The 18,970-nt window shown below is 41.0% G+C and carries 17 protein-coding genes; 10 read left to right on the forward strand and 7 right to left on the reverse strand.

The features are described from left to right. Nucleotides 1-91 precede the first annotated feature (91 nt). Complete coding sequence (locus tag IGI38_RS18015) at nt 92-1,864, reverse strand: putative polysaccharide biosynthesis protein (RefSeq protein ID WP_438733107.1); 1,773 nt, start codon at nt 1,862-1,864, stop codon at nt 92-94. Between the two features lie 77 nt (nt 1,865-1,941). Beyond that, nucleotides 1,942-2,637: a TIGR00266 family protein gene (locus IGI38_RS18020; protein WP_438733109.1), complete on the reverse strand. Its 696-nt coding sequence runs from the start codon at nt 2,635-2,637 to the stop codon at nt 1,942-1,944. A 107-nt stretch (nt 2,638-2,744) separates the two neighbouring features. Between IGI38_RS18020 and IGI38_RS18025 the strand changes: the two genes are divergently transcribed. The 3 genes from IGI38_RS18025 (at nt 2,745) to IGI38_RS18035 (ending at nt 6,954) form a co-directional block, all read left to right on the forward strand. Beyond that, nucleotides 2,745-3,524, forward strand: coding sequence for an ABC transporter ATP-binding protein (locus IGI38_RS18025; protein ID WP_438733111.1), 780 nt, complete (start codon nt 2,745-2,747; stop codon nt 3,522-3,524). Nucleotides 3,525-3,917: 393 nt separating this feature from the next. Next, complete coding sequence (locus tag IGI38_RS18030; protein WP_438733113.1) at nt 3,918-5,312, forward strand: LPXTG cell wall anchor domain-containing protein; 1,395 nt, start codon at nt 3,918-3,920, stop codon at nt 5,310-5,312. 175 nt (nt 5,313-5,487) lie between these two features. Then, on the forward strand, nt 5,488-6,954 hold the full coding sequence (locus IGI38_RS18035; protein ID WP_438733115.1) for an LPXTG cell wall anchor domain-containing protein: 1,467 nt from the start codon (nt 5,488-5,490) through the stop codon (nt 6,952-6,954). 43 nt (nt 6,955-6,997) lie between these two features. Here the strand turns inward: IGI38_RS18035 and IGI38_RS18040 are convergent, their stop codons facing one another. After that, entirely contained in the window at nt 6,998-8,698 is a 1,701-nt protein-coding gene (locus tag IGI38_RS18040; protein WP_438733117.1) for a M3 family oligoendopeptidase, read from the reverse strand. Between the two features lie 81 nt (nt 8,699-8,779). Continuing rightward, nucleotides 8,780-9,916, reverse strand: a complete 1,137-nt coding sequence (gene ald, locus IGI38_RS18045; RefSeq protein ID WP_438733119.1) for an alanine dehydrogenase — start codon at nt 9,914-9,916, stop codon at nt 8,780-8,782. Between the two features lie 295 nt (nt 9,917-10,211). On the opposite strand from ald, the gene IGI38_RS18050 reads away from it, so the two are divergent. Beyond that, nucleotides 10,212-10,604 (forward strand): hypothetical protein, encoded by a 393-nt coding sequence (locus IGI38_RS18050; protein ID WP_438733120.1) that lies wholly within the window; start codon nt 10,212-10,214, stop codon nt 10,602-10,604. On the opposite strand, the gene IGI38_RS18055 is transcribed toward IGI38_RS18050, so the two are convergent. The 3 genes from IGI38_RS18055 to IGI38_RS18065 are packed head-to-tail and all read right to left on the reverse strand — an operon-like array spanning nt 10,605 to nt 13,641. Continuing rightward, nucleotides 10,605-10,898, reverse strand: a complete 294-nt coding sequence (locus tag IGI38_RS18055; RefSeq protein WP_438733121.1) for a hypothetical protein — start codon at nt 10,896-10,898, stop codon at nt 10,605-10,607. A 12-nt stretch (nt 10,899-10,910) separates the two neighbouring features. Further along, complete coding sequence (locus IGI38_RS18060; protein ID WP_438733122.1) at nt 10,911-12,140, reverse strand: helix-turn-helix domain-containing protein; 1,230 nt, start codon at nt 12,138-12,140, stop codon at nt 10,911-10,913. Then, the gene (locus IGI38_RS18065) at nt 12,118-13,641 is read right to left on the reverse strand and encodes a helix-turn-helix domain-containing protein (protein ID WP_438733123.1); all 1,524 of its coding nucleotides are present in this window, start codon (nt 13,639-13,641) and stop codon (nt 12,118-12,120) included. Before IGI38_RS18065 ends, IGI38_RS18060 begins: the two co-directional genes overlap by 23 nt. A 323-nt stretch (nt 13,642-13,964) precedes the next feature. Here IGI38_RS18065 and IGI38_RS18070 point away from each other — a divergent pair, with 323 nt between their 5' ends. The 6 genes from IGI38_RS18070 (at nt 13,965) to IGI38_RS18095 (ending at nt 18,969) form a co-directional block, all read left to right on the forward strand. Next, nucleotides 13,965-14,240, forward strand: coding sequence for an HU family DNA-binding protein (locus IGI38_RS18070; protein WP_438733124.1), 276 nt, complete (start codon nt 13,965-13,967; stop codon nt 14,238-14,240). A 156-nt stretch (nt 14,241-14,396) separates the two neighbouring features. Next, nucleotides 14,397-15,299 carry a permease gene (locus tag IGI38_RS18075; RefSeq protein WP_438733126.1) on the forward strand — a complete coding sequence of 301 codons (903 nt, stop codon included), beginning with the start codon at nt 14,397-14,399 and terminating at the stop codon, nt 15,297-15,299. A 90-nt stretch (nt 15,300-15,389) separates the two neighbouring features. Further along, a complete protein-coding gene (locus IGI38_RS18080) occupies nt 15,390-16,226 on the forward strand; it encodes a TIGR03943 family putative permease subunit (protein ID WP_438733128.1) in 837 nt (278 codons plus the stop codon). 174 nt (nt 16,227-16,400) lie between these two features. Further along, on the forward strand, nt 16,401-17,081 hold the full coding sequence (locus IGI38_RS18085; RefSeq protein ID WP_438733130.1) for a response regulator transcription factor: 681 nt from the start codon (nt 16,401-16,403) through the stop codon (nt 17,079-17,081). Continuing rightward, nucleotides 17,078-18,067 (forward strand): sensor histidine kinase, encoded by a 990-nt coding sequence (locus IGI38_RS18090; RefSeq protein WP_438733132.1) that lies wholly within the window; start codon nt 17,078-17,080, stop codon nt 18,065-18,067. The genes IGI38_RS18085 and IGI38_RS18090 overlap by 4 nt, the downstream gene beginning before the upstream one ends. Nucleotides 18,068-18,207: 140 nt before the next feature. Beyond that, nucleotides 18,208-18,969, forward strand: coding sequence for an ABC transporter ATP-binding protein (locus tag IGI38_RS18095; protein ID WP_438733134.1), 762 nt, complete (start codon nt 18,208-18,210; stop codon nt 18,967-18,969). Nucleotide 18,970: the final 1 nt, after the last annotated feature.

An 18,970-nucleotide genomic window follows, 5' to 3' on the forward strand; every position in this document is an offset into this window, starting at 1 on the left:
AATAATTCCAGCAAAACAGCTTGGCGTCTAAGCCCAAGCTGTTTTTGCCTAAAGAAAAAGCTCCGCAGTTAATCTGCGGAGCTTTAAAGGTTTAACGCATCCGTAAGCGGCGGCGAATCCCATCAACACGTGGTCCTAATAATTTATCAGCCATCCGTGTTTTTAAGGCTAAGATCATGTAAGTAAATCCGCCAAAGACCGCTACGATCAAAATAATGATCATAGATTGGACCTTTGAATCTGAACTTAAAATCATTTCACAGCCGAATTTCACTACAAACGCAACGACACCCATAATAAGCGACATCACCGTGACTTTAGCGATAGATCGCATTGTTTCTCTAAACGGAAATTGCGTGATGACGTGGATTCGGTCCAGTAAAAACATGTTTGCTACTAAGAAGCCTGCGAATGTCGCGATTAGCGGACCATAAGCTTCAAACAGATAAGTCAGCGGGAATTGGGCCACGACTTTAACGAAAATTCCGACACCTAAGAACCAGACAGCTTGCATATTGCCATCCAAACCTTGGAGCATTGTTGAGCAGACCATGAATAGTCCCATCATGATTCCCACCACACAGGAGGCGGCTAATAACTGAGAACCAAGTAGATTTGGCCAGTAAAACAAGGTGTTCAACGGATAAGCTAAGACAATCATTCCGACAGTCGCCGGCATCATGACAAAGAACAGCAATTGGATATTGTTCGTTACTAATTTTGCTAAACCTGCATGATCCTTTTTCGTAAAACGCTCTGTAATCAGCGGCAGACCAGCTGTTGCCATCGCGGTACCGAGAGCGATGACGACCATCGTCAACTTATCGGGGTTAGCGGAGATCAAAGCAAACAAATCCGCGTTTTTTGCGGCAGAATTATCGGTTACGATGGACATGATTTTTTCAAAGGAATATTGATCAATCAGTTTAAAAATACTGATCGCACTGCCGACGATAATGAATGGAATCGCCTGCTGGATCATCTGAAGGACTAATTGCCGTCCGGAGAAGGTAATCTTATTATCACTTTCTCTGATCAATTCTCGGAAAGCCGAACGCTCCTTAAGCAGTGAGAACAGCAGAACGGCCATCGCGAAAGCGACACCGATAAAGGCAGCGAAGGTTGAATGAACGACCGCTGTTTTATAGCTGCCATTGTTGATCTGCATAATAATAAACGCAGAAGCTAACATGTAGCAAACTCGGGCGATTTGTTCGACGATCTGAGAAATCGCGTAAGGCTTCATATTGTTGTTTCCTTGGAAGAATCCGCGAATCACACTCATCGCAGGGAAAATCAGCAAAACAACACTTAAGGAACGCATAACAGGCACTAAGTCCGCGTTTCCTTGAGACAGATACGGCGCACCTAAGTACATGATGGCAGCGCAAATCACGCCGCCGATGGTCATTAGACGCATCGTATAAAAGAGCAGTTTTTTACTTAACCCGTATTCATTCATCGAATTATAGCGAGCCGTTTGTTTGGCTACGGCCGCTGGAATCCCAGCAGTGGAGATCATTAGAAATAGGGCATAAACATTATAGCCCTTTGTATATAAATAATTGGCTTCTAACCCGTGAGGCTGCATCCAAGCAATCCACGGAATCACGTAAACAGCGCCCAATAAGCGCGAGAAAATATTACCGACTGTCAACCAAGCTGTACTTTGTACCATTTTTTCTTGCGCACTTGCTTGCTTTTTCGGCTTAGCAGCAACTGTTTCTGTCGGTGCTGCTTCAGCTACCTGCGCAGCTGTCTCTTTATTCTCTTTTTTCGGCGGTGCGGCCGCTTCTGTATGATAACGAGCCATTCGTGAAGGTGTTTCACGGAACTCATTTTCGTGTCTATTTTTTTCAGTCATATAAACCAGCTTTCTGCAACAGTATCTCCCATATTTTACCTGTTCTTTCTCCTAGTTACAATCCTGTCGGACAATCTTTAAGATTTAGGGATAAAGGTATTGATATGTTCAGCGAAACTTTCTAGGTTGCGGGTTTGGATATAGACCGAACCGCGTCCGTGAAATTCGTTGACGACACCTTCGCCAGTTTTGAAACCGAACGTTCCGGAGGCGACACGAATGTTGTAATCCAATGAACTTGTCCAAGCGATTACGTGCTGGTTGTCGATAATGACAGGATGCTGTCCATCGACCTCGATTTTTTCGATGTCGCCAAAGGCGGAGACCAATATTTGACCGCTACCAGTCGTTTCCATAACAAATAATCCGCCAGTTCCACCCAATAAAGCACCAGAAAGTTTTTGACGTTTCATTTGATAGCTCACATTCTCTTCACTAGCAAGAAAGGCGCCGGTATTTAAGCGCCAATGTTCTGCACCGACATCTAAGGCAAAAATTTTTCCCGGCACAGCAGGGGCGATCGCGATCATTGCGTCGTCGGAATGAGCGGTAGCGGTGCTGATAAAAAAGCTTTCGCCGCTAGTCACTGAACGGCCCAAAGCACTCAATGCGCCGCCAAGTCCTTTCTTCCCGTTGGTATTCATTTGTCCTTCTAGTTCGATATCTCCCAGCTCATAAACCATCGCGCCTGGTTCAAGCCGTAATTTTTCTCCTCTTTGTAAGTGAACCTTCGCGATTGGGGCAAAGGTACTTTCTGATAATTCGTAGTTCATAGGTAAAACTCCCTTCAAAGACATTTGCTAAAATTATATCATTTCCCGTATCTTTTCTGTGAGATTTTGATAATATTGTTAAAAGGGAAGAATATGGAGGAGAAGGTATGGAGATTCTAGCTTTTGAACAGGTTCAGTTTATTCGGCAACAGAACGCGCTGCTAAAGGATATCAATTGGCGGATCGCTGCGGGGGAAGACTGGGCGGTATTGGGGTTGAACGGCGCGGGAAAGAGTTTGATGCTGAATATGATCTCAGGCAACTTGTGGCCCACCAGCGGCAAATTAACGGTTTTAGGCGAAGTGTTTGGGCGAACGTCGATTCCCGACTTGACTAAGCGGATCGGCTGGGTGAGCCAGTCGCTGCAGGAACGAATCCATCGTGAGGAGCAAGCGGAATACATCGTCTTATCAGGAAAATTTGCCAGTATCGGTATCTATCAACAATTTACAGAAGCTGAGCTGGATGAAGCGAAGGCGCTGTTAACGTCACTAGGGGCCAAGAAACTGATCGGAAAAGCGTATCAAGTATTGTCACAGGGTGAAAAGCAAATTGTTTTGATTGCCCGAGCTCTGATGGCAAAACCCGAGCTGTTGATCCTAGACGAGCCCTGCAACGGTCTTGATCTATTTGCTCGAGAAGATCTATTGGCTCGCATTCAGAAGATGAAACAAGCGGCGGACGCGCCAAGCTTGCTGTATGTGACTCATCATACCGAAGAAATCTTGCCGTTACTTAATCACGTACTGATGATTCGTGATGGGAAAATTTTTAGACAAGGCAAAAGAGACGAGCTGCTCAATGAAAATGTATTGAATGATTTTTATCAACGACCAATCGCGATCCATGGAATGCGTGACGATCGCATGATGGTCATTCCGAAATAACAAGGGTTCCTCCAAGTGAGGGCCCTTTTTTGTATCTGAAATTGATTGATATAAATATCGCAAATGAAATGTTTGGGTTTTAACACATGAAAGATTACTGTCATTCAATGGGGGAAGCACGCAACCCTTTTTCAAAAATCATGAAGTTTTCTTTCTCCTTTTTTTGTTAAAAAGTTAAAAAATTATTTTTAGACGAATGCGATTTATTTGTTGGGTTAATTTTTCTTTAATGTTATTTTACAATTCTTTTTATAGTTTATTAATTTATAAATAAATTGTTGAATAACCCTAATATAGTGAGTTTTCAGTTAGAATTTCTAATGGAAAAAAGGACAACGATTAATAGTTTAGTATGTTATAATAATAAACGATATTGAAAAAGGAGGATGAAGTATGTTTAGAAAAAGTGTTTATTTGTTTTCGGTAGCGATCTTAGGGTTGTCGCTAGTGCCGAGCAATGCTTGGGCAGATGAGACCACGGAGGCAGCGACGATGCCTACAGTGACGACAGAATTAATTGAAAGCCCTGTCAGCGTCGCAGAAGATCCGGTAGAGGTGGCGGAACCGAACGCTGAGGCGCAAGTAGAGGAGCCGGCCGCTGTTCCAGAACAAACAGAAGTTGCGGAAGCCGTGACATCGGAAAGTCCAGAGGTCGCAGAAGCTGCAGCGATGCTTCCGACTGCAGCCGCAGCTGAAAATACTGCAAATGCGGAAACCGCGGTTAGGACGGAGGCAGCAGCAACAACACAGCAAAAAGCTGCACGCGCATCAGTTCCAATATTGAAAGAGGACAATGATGGAAAAATCGTTGATCATGAAAAGGCGATTACCGACGAGAAAGCCAAGATTCCAGCTGAATACAATTTCATGCCGAATTTTGATCAGCTTGATGGTATCGTAATAAACTCCAGTGCCGGGTACAAGGAGTCGGCCAGTTCATTTTCTTTCGATTTAAAGAAAGAATCGGCAGGCTCGATTACTGTGATCTACAAAAATGTCGGCACTTATAATGGCAAAGTGATCGATATGAAAGTAACAGTCAAGGATTGGACAGTGTTATCCGGTAGTGTTTACAGTCCGCAGCTTTCTATCCACAAAACAAATGGAATCACTATGAATGGAATCGGCGATGTTCGTTTGAATTACACATTTCTGGATAATCTAAGCTCTCACGCGGTAAATGTGTCAGGTTTCTTTAATTTTACTGACATCGATTTGCAGCAAAGTATTGATCTGTTCAATTCGAACAATGTGCAAAATTACTATGTAACGAAGAATAATGAGCTATATTTTAAGACTCGCAACGGCTATATTCGGATCGGTGAAATCAACCGAAAGAGAACTAATAATTCCGACATGGATCACTGGTTGACGTACACCTATAAGAATGTGTCGAATTTTGATGTCCGCTACAACCAAGACTATGAATCTGGAGCTGTTTTTAATTATACGTATCAGGCGCCGATCGTAATTGAGGAAACGCCCGTAAATCCTGACCCCAAAGATCCGGATATTATTGAGGAAACACCAGCAAAAGAGGTCCCGCAAGAAGAAATCAAAGCTCCTGAGCCTGACGCAAAAACGGAACCAACAGTAGTCAATGTTGCTGCAAAGGCGGAGAAAGTTGAAACCGTTGAAGTCGCAAAAGCAGAAGTCAAAGAAGCGGAGCCTTTGAAGCAATCTGTTTTACCTCAAACGAATGATCGAAGCAGTTCGATCTTCACGATTTTAGGTGCCACGTGCTTGTTCCTGCTCAGCGCACTATTTTTAAACAAGAAAAAAGTATAGAGATAAAAGGAGTCCTTGGAAAATACTAAGGACTCCTTTTTATTTTTTGACAAAAAAACAAATTAACGAATTAACAATTATTAGAAATATATGATTCCTATTTAAAATATTCTCCCGCTAAATAATAATAAATGATATAATAATTTTTAGTATTTGTAATAAAGGAGGTTGTTTTATGGCGCGAAGAAGTGTTTGTTTATTTTCAGCGGCAATTTTAGGATTCTCATTGGTGCCAAGCTATACTTGGGCTGATGAGGTATCGGAAACGCCCGCAAATAATGTTACGACAGAATTAGTAGAGAGCTCAAACGATGTTCAACCACCACCTGTAGTGGAAACAACGGAGACTCAGATTGAGGAACCGAAGAGTGACGCCGAGATAGCCGAGGCGAATGCATCAGAGTCAGAGAGCGCGTTAGAATCTGAAGTATTGGAAAGTGCAGAAGAAACCACGCTTCCCGGTGAATCAAGCGCAGAGCTGATAGGAGACAGTGTTGCTGAAGCATCAACTGAAGCATCTCGAACGCGCGACGAACAAGAACCGATTGAAGCCGAGAAACAAGAAGAATTAAAAACAGAGGAATTAGCTGAGACTGAAATGTCGATCGAAGACCCCCATACCAGAACGGTTAAAACAGCACTAAAGAATGAGAATGACGGGAAAATCGTAGAGCACAACAAAGCGATCACTGATGAAAACACCAAGATTCCTGATGATTATGAGTTTATGCCGAATTTTTCGAATGTGAAAGATATCGTGATCGGCGGTACAAAAAATTACACAAGCGACGGCTATTCCTATGTATTTGATCTAGATACGGAAAAACCGAATACGCTCACCGTTACTTATAAGAATGTCGGAACTTACAAAGGAAAAGTGATCGATATGCGGATCACCGTCAAGGGCTGGACTGCTTTAGCAGGAAGACAGGTTCTGTATATCAATAAGGAGAACGGCATCACTATGAGAGGGATCAGAGATGTGCTGTTGAATTATGCCTTCTTGGATAATCTGACCGCTAGTCCAGTAAAGGTATCCGGCTTTTTCAATTTCACAGATATTGATTTTGAACAAAGCATCGATCTCTTCAACAACAATAATATTCAAAATTTCTATGTGACAAAAAACAATCAGCTTTTCTATAAGGTCCACAATGACTACATCAAGATTGGTGAGATCAATAATTACAATACCAACCATTTTGATATGCGCTATTGGCTGACCTACACGTATAAGAACGTGTCGAATTTTGATGTCCGTTATAATCAGGAGTATGAAACAGATGCAGTTTTCAATTATTCCTTCAAACTGCCTTTCGCGATGGATGGGATTTTGGGAGGCGTTGATCCCACGATTCCTATCGATGTCGAAATGCCTGATGAGCCGACACCAGAAGATACTGTGGGGAATACAACTGAAACGCTGAATCAGCGGATCGCAATAGAAACGATCAAAATGAATCGAACTACACAAGAAGAGGTGTCGCAGCAAAGCATTCAGACAAAACAAATCCCAATGGCAAAACTGAAACAAGCGGAGCTGCCAAGTACTAACGAGCAAAACAGTTCAATCCTGACGATCATCGGCGGTGCATGCACCTTGCTTTCCACCGCGTTGTTTTTAAATAAGAAAAAATTATAGTAAAAGAAGGTGTGACAGGATTTTTTGTCACACCTTCTTTCGTTTATCCTAGTTTACTTTCAGGGAATTCAGCTAAATAATGATCGACTGCAGTTAATAATTTGGTCATTCTTTCCCGATCAAAGGGGGAGGCGAGCTGTCCTAACTTTACCGTCTCCAAAAAGGTTCGACTGCCGCCAACCCGGCAAATTGCCAAATAATCAGTCCAAGTCGTTGGATCTTCTTCGATAATCCGGCGTTCCCAAAATTGCAAGGCACAAACCTGTGCTAAGGTGTAGTCAATGTAATAGAAGGGGACTTCAAAAATGTGTCCTTGTCGGTACCAATAAATGCCGCGGGATAAAGCTTCAGATTCTTGATAATTCCGTTCTGGACAATACATTTTTTCCAGTTCGCGCCAACGATTTTTCCGCTCTGCAGGCGACCACTCAGGATGGAGATACACTTCTTCTTGGTAATGGTCGACCAGAGCACCGTATGGTAGAAATTGCAATGCGCTGCTTAAATGAGCAAATTTATATTCTTCACTATCTGGACCGAAAAATTTGTCCATCCAAGGCCAGGTCAAAAATTCCATACTCATGGAATGGATTTCGGCAGTATCAGAGGTTGGAAAAACTAGCTCCGGTTCCTCGATCCAGCGCGACAAATAGCTTTGGAAGGCGTGGCCTGTTTCGTGAGTCAAAACATCAACATCATCAGAAGTTCCATTGAAATTGGCGAAGATAAAAGGCATTTGAACTTCATCGATGAATTCACAATACCCGCCGCTTTGTTTGCCTGGACGGCTGGTAAGGTCTAGTAATTCTTGCTGCTCCATCTGGTCGAAGAATGCACCGGTCTCTTCGGACAAGTCATGGTACATGGCCTGGGCTTTTTGGATCAACTCGTCAGCGGAGCCCTGTGGACGGGGATTTCCCGTTGGAAAAACCAGCGGCAGATCGTAATGCATCAATGTTTCGATCGTTAATCGCTCCTTTTGCCGGTGATAAAGCTTTTGGTTAATCGGTACGACCTTTTCCACGATGAAACGGCGGAATTCCTGCAACTGCTGCCGATTATAGCCCCAACGATTCATTAGACGATCGCCGTATTCAACATAATTGTCAAAACCCAATTTCTGCGCTTGCTGATGGCGAATACTTACCAACTGATCATAGATCGTATCAAATTCTTGTTCGTGTGCAGTGAAAAAAGCCTCGTACGCTTTCTGTGCTGCTTTGCGGATTTCACGATCTGGTTCAGTAAAAAAGGCGCTCAATTCAGGGAGGGTTCGTTTCTTTCCGTCAAATTCGATTTCCGCCGAAGCAATCAGTAGAGTATACTGACTAACGACCTCGTTTTCCTGTTGCTTCAACTCAATGACAGAATCATCTAAAAGCCGCAACTGGTCCTCCGCGAAAAGAAATAGCGTTTCTGGAAATGCCTCCTCTAATTGCGTTCGAAAAGGGGAGGACAGCAAGCTTTGGTAAAAGTGATTATGAATTTGACTGACCAAAGGCTCATGGTGATCCCAAAAATCATTTTCCTTGCTATAAAACTGATTACTAGTATCGACTGAATAGCGGATATAGGCCAATTTCATATTTTTGGACATGTTGCTGCGCAAATGATTTAGTTCTTTCAAGGCTTGCTGGGCTTTAGAATAATCGTCAGCTTCAGAAAACCGCTGATTCGCCGCCTTGAAGGTGGATTCGTATTGCGTTAGATCAGGACGCTCGTAGGGAAACTCAGAAAAAATCATGATAGACCTCCTATAGTAAAAGAATTCATTTTATTATAACAAAAAAACCTGCCAGCAGACGCTGACAGGTTCTTCCTGTTTTTAAGAATTCATCATTAATTCTTCATCCAACAATCCGTCGATCGGAGTGTAATCCATCGATAAATCTTTGGCTACTGCTTCGATCGTAAGCTTGCCGTTGTAAGTGTTAACTCCGCGGCGAAGCGCCAAGTTATCCTTCAATAATTCTTCTAGAGGCTTGTTCGCTAACAAGTTTGCATAGGCCATTGTACTATTGCTTAATGCGTGCGTCGCAGTTTGCGGAACAGCACCAGGCATATTTGCTACAGCATAGTGAACGACGCCTTCTTTGACATAGGTTGGTTCATCGTGAGTTGTTACGCGATCTTCTGTTTCAAAGATCCCGCCTTGGTCGATGGCTACGTCGACGATTACTGAATGATCAGGAATCGTAGCAACCATTTCTCTCGTAACTAATGTCGGAGCTTTGTGTCCTGGGATCAAGACAGCGCCGATTACTAAATCAGCAGTCTTCAGACTTTCCTGAATATTGAAGCTGTTAGACATCATTGTTTGTACGCTATTACCGAAGATGATATCCAATTCTTTCAGGCGAGGAACGCTGACATCTAAGATGGTCACGTTAGCGCCTAAACCTAAAGCTAATTTTGCGGCGTTCAAACCAACGACACCGCCGCCGATAACTACGACATTCCCGCGACGTACACCTGGTACACCAGATAGCAAGATTCCTTTACCGCCGTTGACACGTTCTAAATAGTTAGCGCCGATTTGCGCGGCCATACGTCCGGCAATCTCGCTCATTGGGGCAAGTAACGGCAATGTGTTGTCTGCCGGTTGGACGTTTTCATAAGCAATGGCATTCACACCGCTGCTGACTAATGCCTCTGTTAAAGGTTTGTTGGCAGCCAAGTGTAAATAAGTGAATAATAATAATCCTTTGCGGAAATATTGATATTCTTCTGGAAGCGGCTCCTTAACTTTCATGACCATATCAGCTGCCCAAACATCTGCAGCATTGTCGATGATTTTAGCCCCTGCACCAACATATTCTTCGTCTGAGATGGCTGAACCTTTACCAGCATCCTTTTCAACTAATACTTGATGACCGCGATTGGTTAGATCAAATACACCTGCTGGGGGAAGCGCAACACGGTTTTCGTTGTTCTTGATTTCTTTTGGAATTCCAATAATCATTTGACACACTCCTTCTTAACTATTCGTATACGAAGTGGATTCGCTTACAAAATAATTGTACAGGAAATCAGCACAATTTCAACTAAGAATTTGCAAAGTATTTACCGCGTATGAATTATTGTGACCAAATGAAATCCTTTACATATTTTAATAGTCAGCCGGTTATGCTTAGCAAGTTCTTATTGACGTGTTCTGGTTGAAGAAGATTATTATTTTTATTATAAGAAATAAAATATTTGCGCAAACGGAGATTACTAGAGATAATATAAAAAGGATATTAAGGAGCGAGGTCATTATGCCAGATAATCAACGAATCGATTTATTAAAAGAGCAGGTCAGTTTCTTAGAAGCGCGCTTGACTCGTTATGAAGAATTACTTCACGGTCCCACATTAAAACGAATTATTTTTGGTGGGGGACGCAGAGCTAAACTCAGTATTTTAGAAATTGTGGTTGGCTTGATCGTGTTACTATATACACTTTTTAGAGTAGAGTTAAGCGTTCTTTTCGGCGCAATCGTTGTTCTTTCTTTAATCGTCATACTATTTTCGGCACTTCAATTGAATGTGATTCGCAAGAAAAATGGAAAAGAGAAGTATCAGCGGATGATCAATAGTTTAACCGCGGAAAAGGCTTCGATGGATAAAGAGATCGCACGTTTAGAAGAAAGAAAGGATGGACCTGAGTGATTACTCAAGTTCATCCTTTCTTTCTTTTTTAGGAAAAGGATTGTTTTCCAGAACGGTCTGATCAACTAACTGTTGAATTTTATTCAATGATTGGATACTGGGGCACAGCTCGACAGCGATGATGGGTGTTTTGCATGTCGGCACATCAAAGGTAGAAGTACTAATAACGATATCGTGTTCTTCGAAAAGCTCTAAATAGCTTTTATTATGTAATTGATCCACACTAATCTGATGGATCGCGTAATTTCCTCTAATAGAAAAACGTAAAAGTTCGATCAGCAGACTTTCCTGCATTTTAGAATCAGCTTAAACGACCAAGAGATTGACCGGACTCTCCGATTGTTTCATCCCATTTAAACAACTCGGAATCGTAGCCACAATCTGATAGATGTAATTGTCAATAAACTCTGGCGAACCGAAAATTTGATAGTCTTTTGTAAATTCGATCACTAAATTACGCAGCTGATAGACACAGTGGGCATGAAAAGTATCTAACAACCTTAAACAATCTTTTTTTCGATCTCGCAGTACACTGACAAATTCCTTCGTTTTTGCGTGAAAGAGATGTTGATTGATCAGGATAGTTGCCAGTTGTTCCTTTTGCTGTTCATTTAAGGGTACGACCAACTTCTTACTCAATCTCTCAGCTAATACGTAATGAGTTTCATAATGATAAGCTACCGTGTGATTTGTTTCCAGCACGCGCTCCTTTTGTTCCTCACCCAACAAAAAAAGATCCGAATAAAGCAGCCAGAAGCTGTCTTTCATGACATCGTTAGAGAGTAAGATTCGTAATTCCTTACGCAAAGAACGATTAAAATTATTTATTGCGCGCTGGTCAGGCGGGACTAACACAGAGGATTTCAAGAACTGCGAAGACAACCGATGACCATTCGAGATTCGAATCAAACTAATAAAGAATGTCAATCGTAAACGATCGTATTGTGCCAGTGACACATCAAATTTATTATTCGTGATCATCGAATGAACGACCTCATCTCCGAATTGAAAAAACTCAGGACAGAAGAGGAGATCATCCCGGGTTATCTTCTTTTCAGAGAAATATAGAAAAAACAAATGACGAATAGCTGTTTCGTTTCCTGTCACTCGAAAAGGCTGGCGCTGGATAGTCATGTTCCAATGCCCTAAAGCCTCTCGTAATCTTATCATAGCGGATTGAACAGTAGTCAGGCTGCAAAATAATCGTTTAGAAAGTTCGATTAAAGAGAAGCAATTTTCAAAAAAAATCGTCTCTAAAATTCTAAATGCCACTGAATTAGTAAGCATTGTCGAGAAAAAAACATCGAGGGTTGCGTTATCCTTCAGTTCTAAGCGATATAAGCTGTTCTCTCGAATAATTTTGTAGTAGTCGCTTTGGGTATTTAAGGCGCGAACATCACTTAAAAGTACTGGTTTCGTACATTCAGCGATTTTGCATAGTTCTTCACTTGAACGAGGATGTTGCGAGTAATAGAGTGTTTCAATTAATTGTAGCTGGCGTTGACTATCACGCTTAAGTAGACGGCGTAAGTTCATTATATAGTTCCTTTCGTAATGGAAATGGTTCAAAATGGTTAATAAACTGCTGGATTCGATCAAAATCTTTTGCTGTAGGATAAGAATTGATCGCGATCAGCGGGCAGACGGACACTAGGCCGGTCATAGTAACATCTGTGATGATCAAGTCGTATTCTTGAGTTAGATAGGTCAGCTGATCTTGGTGGATAAAAGGTGTCTCAAAATAATCATACTTGACCGCTCCCTTGAGATAGGCAGGAAAAATGGACTGCCAAAACCGTTCATGCGTTGTCGAGGTGTCTGACAATAAAAGGACACTGATCGGTTTGTCCGATTCGACTAAGCGCTGAAAAATATTATCTATTCTAGTGACTAGACAGCTGATATAGAGCGGGATAAAGGCTTCGTGCTGTTGATAGATTAAAAATTCACTTACAATTTTTTCTAGTTTTTTTAATTCGCGACTATATTTTTTGTCAATCAGGTTTAAAAGGGATCTATCTGGTTCCTGCAAAATCTCAATTGACCATTTGTTCGGATAGTAACGAAATAGTTCATTCCCCAGTAACCGCATCGTTTCTGCCATCTCTGGTTGAGAAAGTGGGGTAACCAACAAGTCATTGATTCTTTCCAGCAAGAAATGATGTGCTTCATAGAATTTGGCTAGTCGTCTGTTCTCTCTATGAACAATGGATTGTTGTCGGCGATTTAAAATCAGGTGATGGCTAAACAGTGGCCATAGACACTGTTTTAACTCAGCTTCGGTAAAAACGATGCCGAGTTCTTGTCTGACTAACCGGACTATCCGATAAAGATCATCAATCTCAGGAATAACCAAGCCGCATTCAGATGACAGGCTGTCTACCAGATGATCGCACTTTAACCGCTGCAAACCGATCAAAAAACTATGCATCAATTGAAAATGGACGGTCATGTTATTAGTGATTTCATTGTCCGCCAAAATTTGTCGGATCAATTGATCAATGGCACTCACTAAACTATTCGAAAACTTATAATTTGAAAATGGCGTGCGTGATTCTTTGAAGAAGAGGTAATAAAAATGACGAATCGTCAATTCGTCTCCTTCTAGGCGGAGCGGTCGATGTGGAATTTCCATATCCCACGCAGCTAACGTACTCTTAATGTCTACCAAATAACGCTGCATATTAGAGAAACTGCAGTTTAATCGCTTAGCAGCATTCTGAATTTTTTCTTTTTCTTCAAAAAAGAGATAATCGATGATTTGATATTCTAGATTTTCGCGAATTACGTAGGAGTAAATTCCATCCATAGTAGCAGTATCCTCGAAATCAATGGAATAGCGTCCTTTATTCTTGTTAATTCGAAAAGGAAGATTTTTCCCATTCAAGTAGCTGATGTCGTTAAGCAAGACCGGATGTGAGCAGCCTAAGAGCTCAATTAATTCTTCAGAGGCGACATCTTCTTCTGTATAATAAAGCTTTTCGATAACCTGTAATCTTCTAACAGTCTCTTTTTTCATTAGTCCTCTTAAATTCATAAGTAATTGCTCCTTGAATATTTTTTTATTTAATATAATATTCAAAGACTGGTAAAACAAGCTAGATAACGTTAATTATCCTTTATTTTTGTTATTTAACAAGCGAAACTAAGAATTGTTATAAACTAAGATACCAATTTAATAAGGAAAAATACAAATTATTTAAAAAAACTTTGGATAAATTTTTTATTTTTTAATTTGTAATAAAGAAAAAAGAAAAAAGGGAAAAAAGAGAAAAAGAGCGTTAACGGTTGCCTTTCTCTTCAATAACGAATAGAATTGTCTTTGGAATACATTAAAAAAGATAGTGGAGGCTATACATTATGATCAATAAACAAAGTTTAGTTGAACAAGTAGCAGAAAAAACTGGATTAACAAAGAAAGACGCAACATCAGCTGTAGATGCTTTATTTGAAGGCATCCAATCATCATTGAAAGACGGCGAAAAAGTTCAAGTTATCGGTTTTGGTAACTTTGAAGTACGTGAACGTGCTGCTCGTAAAGGCCGCAACCCTCAAACAGGTGAAGAAATCACCATCGCAGCAAGCAAATCTCCTGCTTTCAAAGCTGGTAAACAATTAAAAGACGCTGTAAAATAGCAAACCTTAGCCCGCTCATTATGAGTGGGCTTTTTTTGTGTTTTGGATCGAAAACTATAAAAAAAGTCTTAAAAAAAGTTTGTGAATTGAAATTTTCTTGTGTCTTTTGAAGAAAAAGAGTATATCTTAAAACAGTGAAATTTTGGGAGGAGACATATGTTTAATTTTCTGCCGCATTCTGTTTTACAGATGAGTACTATTTTTTTATCGATCGTTATTGAAGCAATTCCATTTGTTTTATTAGGTTGTATCATTTCCGGTGCTCTACAAGTTTTCCTCACACCGGAACGCGTACGAAAAATTTTACCAGAAAATAAATTTTTAGCCATTCTGGTCGGTTCCTTTTTAGGCTTCTTTTTTCCTTCTTGCGAATGCGGGATCGTGCCGATCGTTACACAATTTATGCGCAAAGGAGTGCCGGAGCACACGGCGTTTGCTTTTATGGTTACTGCACCGATTATTAATCCGATCGTGTTATTCTCGACATACATCGCTTTTGGAAACAGCACAAAATTTGCACTATTAAGAGCTTTAGGCAGTTTTATCGTAGCTTTGATCATCGGTTCATGGATCGCTTATTTTAATCAGTCACCGATTCTTAAAGAGGAGCTACATGATCATTCGGATCACGACCATTCTCATGAAACGGAGAAGAAGACGTCTTTCCGCGGAAAGGTCTGGTCTGTCCTAGCTCATGGAATTGATGAGTTTTTTGATACTGGCCGCTATTTAATTATTGGGGCGTTGATTGCCAGCGGGATGCAAGTCTTTCTTCCTACGCAATTCATGCTGCAGCTGACCTCTTCGAAGATTATCGGCATATTAGTGATGTTAGTCTTGGCATTTACCATGTCTCTTTGTTCGGAAGCAGATGCTTTTGTGGGTTCGTCGCTCTTAAGTCTATTTGGGACTAACGCGATTGTGGCCTTTCTCGTTTTTGGTCCAATGGTGGATATCAAGAATCTGATGATGATGAAGCGCAGTTTCCATGGAAAATTTATTTTACAGTTGATCGTTTTAATCAGCGTCATCGTCACAATCTATGCATTCGTAATATAGAAAAGCACATCAATTTTTCGCAGCTGATGGCAGGCTTTAGCGAGTCTGGTAGAATGACGCGAGAATCATTAATACATGAGGAGCAGAACAATGATACGTTTTCTAATTTTATCCGGTTATTTTGAATTAATGATGTATTTGCAAGTGTCCGGCAGATTAGATCAGTACATCAATGTACATTATCGCTATCTGATTTTTTTGACGATGGCCTTGTCGCTGGTATTGGCGTTAGTTCAATTGAAAATTTGGGCCGGAAGTGAAAAGCCGGAAGAACATAATCAGCATGATGGTCATAATCACGGTCTAACCAAACCTTATCAGCGAGGGATTGCTTATTTATTATTGGTGCTGCCATTAGTTGTCGGCACATTGTTTCCAACGATCAGCTTAGATACGACGATCGTAGAAGCGAAAGGGTTCAGTTTTCCCATCAGTAAGGAATCCGTCGGCGATCCCGAGATGAACACGCAATATTTGAAGCCTGATACGAGTATTTATTACAATAAAAGCGATTATAATGATCAAATGACGAAGCTGATGAAAAAATATGAGACAGATCAGAAATTGGAGATCACTGATGAGAATTACTTAGAAGTGATGGAATTGATTTACAATTACCCCAATTCCTTTGTCGGTAAGAAGATTTCTTTCAATGGATTCGTGTACGAAGCTGGCAAGAAGGATCAAAAATATGATTTTCTGTTCCGCTTTGGTATTATCCATTGTGTCGCCGATTCCGGTGTCTTTGGTTTGATGACTAAGCTGCCAGATAATCTCACGGTAAAAAATAATCAATGGCTGCATGTTGAAGGAACGATCACTCTTGATTTCTTTGAACCTTTTGATCGGCAGATCCCAGCGGTTGAGGTTAGCAGCGCACAAACCGTCAGCGCGCCAAAAAATCAATATGTTTATCGCGCATTTTAGCAGTCAAAGTCTTCCTGAATAAAGGGAGGCTTTTTTTATTTTGCCACGCTTAACGGAATAGATTTTTTAAGCTGGTTCGTTTAGAATTCAGAAAATTTTTTCGTTAATCTGAGATAGCTGCCGAATTCTGTTGATTTTCTAGTATAATTAAAAGAAAAAGTAGAAGGAACTATAATGACGAATAAAATTTTTCTTGTAGAAGATGACACAACGATCGTTTCAGTCATTCAACAACATTTGACGCAGTGGGCGATGGATTGTTATGTGGCGAACGATTTTCAGCATGTATTTGAGGACTTTCAAAGGATACAGCCGGATTTAGTGATCTTAGATATTTCTTTACCTTATTTTAATGGCTTTTATTGGTGTCAGGAGATCCGGAAGGTTTCTGAAGTGCCGATCATTTTTCTTTCGTCTGCGAAGGATCAGATGAATCAGGTGATGGCTTTGAATATGGGGGCGGATGAATTTATCGAGAAGCCCTTTGAGCTGACTATTTTGTTGGCGAAAATCCAGGCATTGCTGCGCCGCAGTTATCAGTATGGGCAGCAGCTGTCTTATTCCTTTGGCGAGTATCAATTTGTACCGGCAACCAATCAAATTCAATCTGCTACGGATAATCTGCCGCTAACACCGAATGAATCACGAATTTTAAGTGTTCTGTTCGCCACTCAGGGCCAAATCGTTCCCCGAGAGCAAATTATCGAGACCTTGTGGCAAAGCGACGATTTTATTGATAACAATACGCTAGCAGTCAATCTAACACGTTTACGTAAAAAGCTGAAAGATTTTGGAATCGATAGCTTGATTCAAACGGTAAAAAACAAAGGATATATAATAGAGGAAAAAAGATGAAACTACTAAAAAATTTTCTGTATGAACGCCGAATCATCTACAGCATGTATCTGATTTTCTGGGGATTGATCTTTTTGACCTTCTATCTCTATGAATTTAGCTTCGCACCTTTTTTGGATGGTTGGCTGTTTACTTTGTTTGCTCTCGTCGTATACTCTCTAATTGCCTTTTATCGCGCTTTTCGCAGGCAAAAGCAATTGGAACTCTTGGCGACAAAGGATTTACAGTTAAATAGTTTGATTTTTCTACCGAAAGCGGAGACCCTGAGTGAACAGACGTATCAAGAAGTGCTGCGTTTAGTTTTGGAAACCAAGAATGATCAGCAAGAAGAACTCCTGCAAAAACAAAAAAATATGTTGGATGATTTCGGATTATGGCTGCATCAAATCAAAACACCCGTCGCGGCACTGGATTTGTTGATCCAATCGGGGCAGCTAGAACCGCGGACTATGAAAAATGAACTCTTCAAAATTAATGAATATCTGCAAATGATCTTGAATTATATGCGCCAAAACTTAGATCAAGCAGACTTGGTCTTCCAGCAATTATCCATTGAAAAGATCCTAAAGTCTGTCGTGAAAAAATACGCGACGTTCTTCTCCCAAAAGAATCTGAGCTTGCAGTTTGGAGAACTTGAAGGAGTGGTTTATTCAGATCAAAAGTGGTTGATTTTTATTTTGGAGCAGATCATTTTTAACGCAATTAAATACACTGAAAACGGAACGATCAGTATTTCTTTTTTGGATAATCAGTTAACGATCCAAGATACCGGGATCGGGATTCGAGCCGAGGATTTACCAAGAGTCTTCGAAAAGGGATACACCGGAATGAATGGGCGAGAACAGCAGCGAGCTAGCGGACTTGGTTTGTATCTCAGTCAAGAAGCAGCCAGCAAGCTAGGCTGCCAGCTCTATATTGAGTCACAAATAAAACAAGGGACGAAGGTTACGATCGTCTTTCCAGAAGAAATATCTGCCTTTGAATAAATCCAAACTTTCATGATTGTAAGTTTGGATTTATTTTCGTAAGTAGTGTTTTTACAGGAGAGCTTCTATGATGAAGTAGAGGGGATGACCAGTAGTAATGGTCGTTAATTTACTTCAAAAGAAATGAGGGGGAATTCACCGTGAATGAACTACTAAAAGTGGAAAGTATTAAAAAAATTTATCAAACTCAGTTCAAAGGAATGCCTGTAGAAGCATTGCGAAGCATCGATCTATCGGTTGAAAAGGGCGATTATGTAGCGATTATGGGAGAATCAGGGTCAGGAAAAAGTACCCTGCTGAATCTGATTGCTACCTTAGACAAACCTTCAGCGGGGAAGATTCTGTTAGATGGAATGGATTTGAATACCATCAAGGAACATAACGCCGCCGCCTTCCGACGTGATCATCTAGGCTTTGTCTTTCAGGATTTCAATTTGCTCGATACTTTTTCTGTCAAAGATAATATCTTGCTGCCGCTGGTGTTGTCGCGGACACCAGTCAATCAATTAATGAGCGAGCTCAAACCGGTGGTGAAGGCTCTAGGCATCGAAAAACTATTGGAAAAATACCCTTATGAATTGTCCGGCGGGCAAAAACAGCGGGTAGCTGTTGCGCGAGCGATCATTACGAATCCGGAACTATTATTAGCGGATGAGCCGACAGGGGCGTTGGATTCCAAAACCTCTGAACAGCTGCTGCAAATTTTCCAACGTTTGAACCATAATGGACAGACGATATTAATGGTGACCCACAGTTCGATCGCGGCAAGTCACGCAAAACGTGTGCTCTTTATAAAGGATGGGCAGGTCTATCATCAACTGTATCGTGGCAACAAGGATAACTACGAATTTCTCGAAACCATCAACGAGACATTGACAGCCTTGCTATCAAAGGAGGCGTAGC

The organism is Enterococcus sp. AZ128 (genome assembly GCF_051714485.1).
In the GTDB taxonomy this organism is placed as follows: Bacteria; Bacillota; Bacilli; order Lactobacillales; family Enterococcaceae; genus Enterococcus_A.